Origin of the sequence: Vibrio sp. RE88 (genome assembly GCF_013113835.1) — a bacterium.
GTDB lineage: Bacteria > Pseudomonadota > Gammaproteobacteria > Enterobacterales > Vibrionaceae > Vibrio.
The window spans coordinates 893,845-899,844 of record NZ_VTYQ01000003.1 but is presented as its reverse complement, the minus strand read 5'-3'; the positions used below and the strand labels follow the sequence as shown (position 1 = coordinate 899,844).

Annotated in this window: 6 protein-coding genes; 5 read left to right on the top strand and 1 reads right to left on the bottom strand. The window is 47.0% G+C overall.

The annotated features are described in order from the left end of the window. Window positions 1–191: 191 nt before the first annotated feature. Entirely contained in the window at window positions 192–1,529 is a 1,338-nt protein-coding gene (argA, locus tag F0265_RS10115; protein ID WP_171748739.1) for an amino-acid N-acetyltransferase, read from the bottom strand. A gap of 245 nt (window positions 1,530–1,774) precedes the next feature. Here argA and F0265_RS10110 point away from each other — a divergent pair, with 245 nt between their 5' ends. From F0265_RS10110 to F0265_RS10090, 5 genes are all read left to right on the top strand, one after another. After that, window positions 1,775–2,164 (top strand): DUF2850 domain-containing protein, encoded by a 390-nt coding sequence (locus F0265_RS10110; RefSeq protein ID WP_043007052.1) that lies wholly within the window; start codon window positions 1,775–1,777, stop codon window positions 2,162–2,164. A 68-nt stretch (window positions 2,165–2,232) separates the two neighbouring features. Continuing rightward, a complete protein-coding gene (gene mltA / locus F0265_RS10105) occupies window positions 2,233–3,336 on the top strand; it encodes a murein transglycosylase A (RefSeq protein WP_171748738.1) in 1,104 nt (367 codons plus the stop codon). Window positions 3,337–3,423: 87 nt separating this feature from the next. Continuing rightward, window positions 3,424–4,233: a tRNA cyclic N6-threonylcarbamoyladenosine(37) synthase TcdA gene (gene tcdA / locus F0265_RS10100; protein ID WP_171748737.1), complete on the top strand. Its 810-nt coding sequence runs from the start codon at window positions 3,424–3,426 to the stop codon at window positions 4,231–4,233. Window positions 4,234–4,250: 17 nt separating this feature from the next. Next, window positions 4,251–4,679: a cysteine desulfurase sulfur acceptor subunit CsdE gene (csdE, locus tag F0265_RS10095; protein ID WP_038156428.1), complete on the top strand. Its 429-nt coding sequence runs from the start codon at window positions 4,251–4,253 to the stop codon at window positions 4,677–4,679. A gap of 162 nt (window positions 4,680–4,841) precedes the next feature. Continuing rightward, window positions 4,842–5,966 (top strand): bifunctional tRNA (adenosine(37)-C2)-methyltransferase TrmG/ribosomal RNA large subunit methyltransferase RlmN, encoded by a 1,125-nt coding sequence (locus tag F0265_RS10090; RefSeq protein WP_006959710.1) that lies wholly within the window; start codon window positions 4,842–4,844, stop codon window positions 5,964–5,966. The last annotated feature ends 34 nt before the right edge of the window (window positions 5,967–6,000 follow it).

Sequence of the window (6,000 nt, the reverse complement as noted above, 5' to 3'; positions counted from 1 at the left end):
GCCCTACCTGATAAGCCGATAACGCAGTAGAAAGGAACCACAAACGCTGCCCAGAGGGTTCGGCTAAAAGCGTTTTACTCTTTGTTGAGAGGTGTTTTGCTTAGTTCACTAGGCGACAAACCTCTCGCCGCGACTAAAACGCTTTTATCTCGAACAAAATTTAACCGCAAAAGGTCAACAGACCCTATGCATTACAGTTCAATCGCTAAAATCTTTGATTTTCTCTGATAGTTGTAGAGGTTCTGCTTTTGCGAAGGAAGAAAATCAACCGACATTTCATAGAAGCCTTGTTCACGGAACCAGTGCAGGCTGCGTGTCGTCAGGACGAAAATATGCTTAATCCCCTGAGCCTTCGACTGTAATTTGATGTGGTTGAGCAGCAAGACGCCACGGTTGCCATCACGGTATTCGGGATGAATGGCGACGCACGCCATTTCAGCCATTCTTTCCTGTGTGTATGGGTAAAGCGCTGCACAGCCGATGATCAGGCCATCTTTTTCGATGATGGTGAACTGATGAATCTCTTGTTCAAGCTGCTCACGAGATCGCCTCACTAGCACGCGTTGCTCTTCGAGAGGGCGAATTAGATCTAGTATTCCGCCAATATCGTCAATGTCAGCCTGACGAACTTGCTCGGCACTCGCTCTTACGATTTGAGTACCGATACCATCTAAGGAGAACAATTCCTGAATCAAGGCGCCATCGACTTTATAGCTCACCAAATGGCTGCGTGGGACGCCAGCTCGACAGGCGGTTGTGGCTGCACGCAGAAAGCGGATAGTACCCGAGGCACTGTCTTCGCTATTGTCGCTGTCTTGTTCAAGTTTTTCGAGAAACTGCTCTGCTTCTCGCGGGAAGAGCTCTGCGACGGCATTGCCATTCTCATCAATGACCCCTTGCTCCGAACAGAAACCAATTAACTTATCGGCATGTAATTTGAGTGCAACTTGCGTTGCAACCTCTTCGGATAAAAGGTTGAAGGATTCACCGGTTACTGAGCTGGCGATAGGGCCAAGTAGCACTATGGAGCCTTGGTCGAGTGTACGGTTGATGCCTTCGACATCGATTCGACGGATTCGACCACTGTGGCAGTAATCCACCCCATCGTCGATACCAAGTGGCTGGGCGATGACAAAGTTACCACTGACGACATTAAGCTGAGTACCGGCCATTGGCGTATTGCCCAGACTCATCGATAGCTGAGCGGTGATGGCTAACTGAAGTTGCCCTGCAGCTTGCATGACGATATCTAGGCTAGTTTCATCGGTAATACGAACGCCTTTGTGATAGGGCGTGTCATGTTGGCATCGATCCAGGATTCGATTGATTTGCGGGCGCGCGCCATGGACGAGGACGATCTTGACCCCCAGGCTATGAAGCAGAGCCAGATCGCTGATAATATTAGCAAAATTGTTATCAGCAACCGCTTCGCCACCCAGCATGATGACCATGGTTTTGCCACGGTGGGCATTCACGTATGGGGCCGATTGACGGAAGCCTTTGACTAAAGCGGTATTACGAATCTTCACTATTTATCCAATAAAGATGAATTTATATGTGGTTATATTGCAATTTTATTCCTTTGGCGGCAAGGGCTTTTTGGGATAGAGCGCCAAAAAACGTATCAACTCAATAGCTGGAGATATTTTTGAATGTTATAGGTGTGGTGAGAACCATACTTATTTCTAGCAAAGTTAAGTAATTAGGCTAACACTTAACGTAATAAATAAACTTGTCATTAGTTGATTAATGAAGTTCAAAGTAGGCGTCAAATTTGAAGAAAAAGAAATTGTTAGAGCGTGGAGTATTGGTTGCTGCTGTTGTGCTGGCCGTGGCTGCCATCTTTGTATCCAAAGCTCTCTACGACCGATATCAGGATATTAAGCACCCTAATTCAATGGTTTATGGTACATGGGTCGAACAGGGTGTGGCGCCTTACTCTGCGGACAGCTTCGTGCTCAATGAAACCGGTGTGGTGATTGACGGTGGTGTGGTTAACACCCGCTACCGCTTTAATGGGAGCTATGTTGAATTTCAAGTGGGCGAAGAAAAGCGTCGTTACCAAATTCTTAATCAGGGCTTCAGCCAGATGAGACTGATTTCTGAACCTCATTATCAGCCTATTTATCAATTGTCAGAAAAGTCCAAAAATAACATTCGTTAACGTCTATCTGATTGCGCTAACCGTTTGAGTTTGTCATCCTTTGTTACAGGCTTGAAAGGAATAAACCTGTGTTCAAAAAATATCTTCCAATTGTGGCAGCCAGTGTTCTGTTTGGCTGTGCACAACCGCACGATCGTGCTCAACAATATCTTGATGGTGAATTTAACTCGATTCTGAATAAAACCGCAGTTGTAGAATCGGACAAACCACGGGATTTCACTGAATTTACCAAACAATCTCAACAAGTCGTTGAAAACTCACCTTCTATGGCTCGGGTTTATCAGCCTTTGTATGAAAAGCTCAATGAATGGGTATTACAGAGTGGTGATCCTGCGCAGTTAGCTGACTTTGGCATTCAAACTGCCCAGTTAGGCGGCGGTGATAAGCAAGGTAACGTCTTGTTCACCGGCTATTTCTCGCCAGTAATGGAATTGCGCCACGAACCGAATGAAATCTACAAATACCCAGTCTATGGTAAACCAGAGTGTGACGCTGACTGCCCGACGCGCGCTCAAATTTATGACGGCGCATTAGAAGGACAAGGACTGGAATTGGGTTATGCGGCGAATATGATCGACCCATTCCTGATGGAAGTGCAGGGCAGCGGCTTTGTTCATTTTGAAGATGACGATACGCTGGAGTATTTTGCCTACGGTGGGAAAAACAACAAAGCTTACGTCAGCATTGGTAAGGTGTTGATTGAGCGAGACCAAGTCCCGCGTGAAAAAATGTCGCTGAAAGCTATCAAAGAGTGGGTGATGGCAAATGATGAAGCGACCGTTCGTGAGTTGCTTGAACAAAATCCATCTTACGTGTTCTTTGAGCCCAGAGCGGACGCCCCGGTAACAGGTACAGCTGGGATCCCATTACTGCCAATGGCATCTGTGGCAGGTGACCGTTCGATTTTCCCTATGGGAACGCCTATTCTTGCTGAAGTGCCATTACTCAATGCTGATGGCACTTGGAGTGGAGCCCATCAGTTACGCCTACTGATTGTTCTCGATACCGGTGGTGCAGTGAAGCAGAATCACCTCGATTTATACCATGGTATGGGACCGAGAGCTGGCACTGAGGCGGGTCACTATAAGCACTTTGGCCGAGTCTGGAAGTTGGGGCTGGAAAACTCGTCAACTCAGGCTCCTTGGGCATTGCCTCCCGAGAAGTTACAATAGCTTTTTCTCATCTAGACTTTTTAATAAAGAGTGCGTATAAATCGCACTCTTTATTTTTGTACCATCACTCGGCGGAAGAACAGCACCATGCGCGAACTTGATACTCCGGCTTCAGACAACTACAACCAACGCTTCGGCGGCACTCGTCGTCTTTATGGCAATAGCGAAGTGGAGATCCTTCGTGCCGCGCACGTTTGTGTGATCGGCATTGGCGGCGTAGGCTCTTGGGCGGTCGAAGCATTAGCTCGTACAGGTATCGGTGAGTTGACCTTGATTGATATGGATGACGTTTGTGTTACTAACATCAACCGCCAGATCCATGCCATGAGCGGTACGGTGGGGCAGAGTAAGATTGAAGTGATGGCCGAACGCGTCAAGCTTATCAATCCAGAGTGCAAAGTGAATCTGATTGATGACTTTATTACGTCAGACAACCAGCACGAGTATCTGTCAAAAGAGTTTGATTACGTGCTCGATGCGATCGATAGTGTGAAAGCGAAAGCTTCACTGCTGGCGTATTGTCGTAGCAACAAGATTAAAGTGATCACTACCGGCGGTGCAGGTGGGCAAGTGGATCCAACCCAGATTCAAGTTGCTGACCTGACCAAAACCATCCAAGACCCATTGGCGAAAAAAATCAAAGATACTTTGCGTCGTCACCATAATTTCCCCAAGAATCCGCAGCGTAAATTTGGCATTGAGTGCGTATTTTCAACGGAACAACTGAAATACCCTCAGCCAGACGGCAGCGTGTGCGGTGTTAAATCCACTGCGGAAGGGCCAAAACGTATGGACTGCGCCAGTGGATTTGGAGCGGCGACGGTTGTCACCGCAACGTTTGGCTTTGTGGCGGTTTCGCGCATTGTCGAGAAGCTGATTCAGAAATACCGTAAATAGTTCGTTTGGAGATTCCTATGTCCTCATTTCCACAGTCACCTTTTGGCACTGATATTCAAGCAGAAGACATCGTTACGACTATGCAAGGCTTTAAAGGCTGGGAAGATCGTTACCGTCAGGTTATTCAGTGGGGAAAGAAACTTCCTGCGATGCCTGATGAGCTGAAATCTGAGCAAGTCACGGTTTCAGGCTGTGAAAGCCAGGTTTGGCTAGTGAGTGAAAATCTTGATGGTGTGTGGCATTTTTGCGCTGACTCCGACGCACGTATTGTGCGAGGCCTTATTGCGCTCGTTATGGCGGCTTATGATGGCAAAACCAGCGCAGAAATTCAGGCATTCAATATTGATGAGTACTTTGAAAAGTTGGGTCTCATTGCCCATCTCAGCCCATCGCGAGGCAATGGTTTAAAAGCGATTGTTGAACAGATAAAACAAGTTTCCCGCTAACCGCAACCCGCCGATTTGGCGGGTTGATTGTTTCTGTATAAAATTTAATCACTGAGATATTAATGCCTTAAAAAATACAGGGTGTTAGACCTCTTGTTGTCGCTGAATAAAGGCTGTACAATTCGCGCCCTTAATTAATGTTACGTCGTTTCGTGAGGCCATATGACCACTGAAAAAATCAATCTACTCGACTTTGATCGCCAAGGAATGCGCAAGTTTTTTGCTGAAGAGCTTGGTGAAAAAGCATTTCGTGCCGAGCAGGTGATGAAGTGGATCTACCATTTTGGTGTCGATGACTTCGAGAAGATGACCAACATTAACAAGAAACTGCGTGAGAAGCTGATCCATCGCTGTGAGATTAAAGCCCCTGTGGTGGCGGAAGCTCAACACTCTTCAGACGGCACAATTAAGTGGGCGATGAAGGTTGGCGACCAAGACGTAGAAACGGTTTACATTCCTGAAGATGATCGTGCGACTTTGTGTGTGTCGTCTCAGGTTGGTTGTGCATTGGAATGTAAGTTCTGTTCAACCGCTCAGCAAGGCTTTAACCGTAACCTGAAAGTCTCTGAGATTATTGGTCAGGTATGGCGTGCAGCACGTGAAATCGGTTTGGAAAAAGAGACAGGCCGTCGTCCTATCACTAACGTTGTGATGATGGGCATGGGTGAGCCCCTGCTAAACATGAAAAACCTGATTCCAGCATTGGAGTTGATGCTGGATGATCTAGGTTTTGGTCTATCTAAACGTCGCGTCACGGTATCGACTTCTGGTGTGGTATCGGGTCTGGATCAAATGACTGGTCAAATTGATGTCGCGCTAGCGATTTCTCTTCATGCACCAAACGATAAGCTGCGCAGTGAGATCATGCCAATCAACGACCGTTGGGATATTCAAGATTTCTTAGCATCTGTGCGTCGTTACATCGCTTCCTCCAACGCGAACCGCGGTAAAGTAACCGTGGAATACGTGCTACTGGACCATGTAAACGATGATATGGACCATGCGCGTGAATTGGCTGAGCTGATGAAAGACACACCGTGTAAGATTAACCTGATTCCGTTTAACCCTTATCCGGGTTCTCCTTACAAAAAGCCAAGCAATTCACGCATTGACCGTTTCCAGAAAACACTAATGCAATATGAGCATACGGTGACGGTTCGTAAAACGCGTGGTGATGATATTGATGCCGCTTGTGGTCAGTTGGTCGGTGATGTGATTGACCGTACTAAACGCACCGCGATGATTCGTGCAGCCAAAGGTGACACTATCGCAGTAAAAGCAGTTTAATTGAGTGTTTTGACGAAAAAGCCAGGGCTCAGCT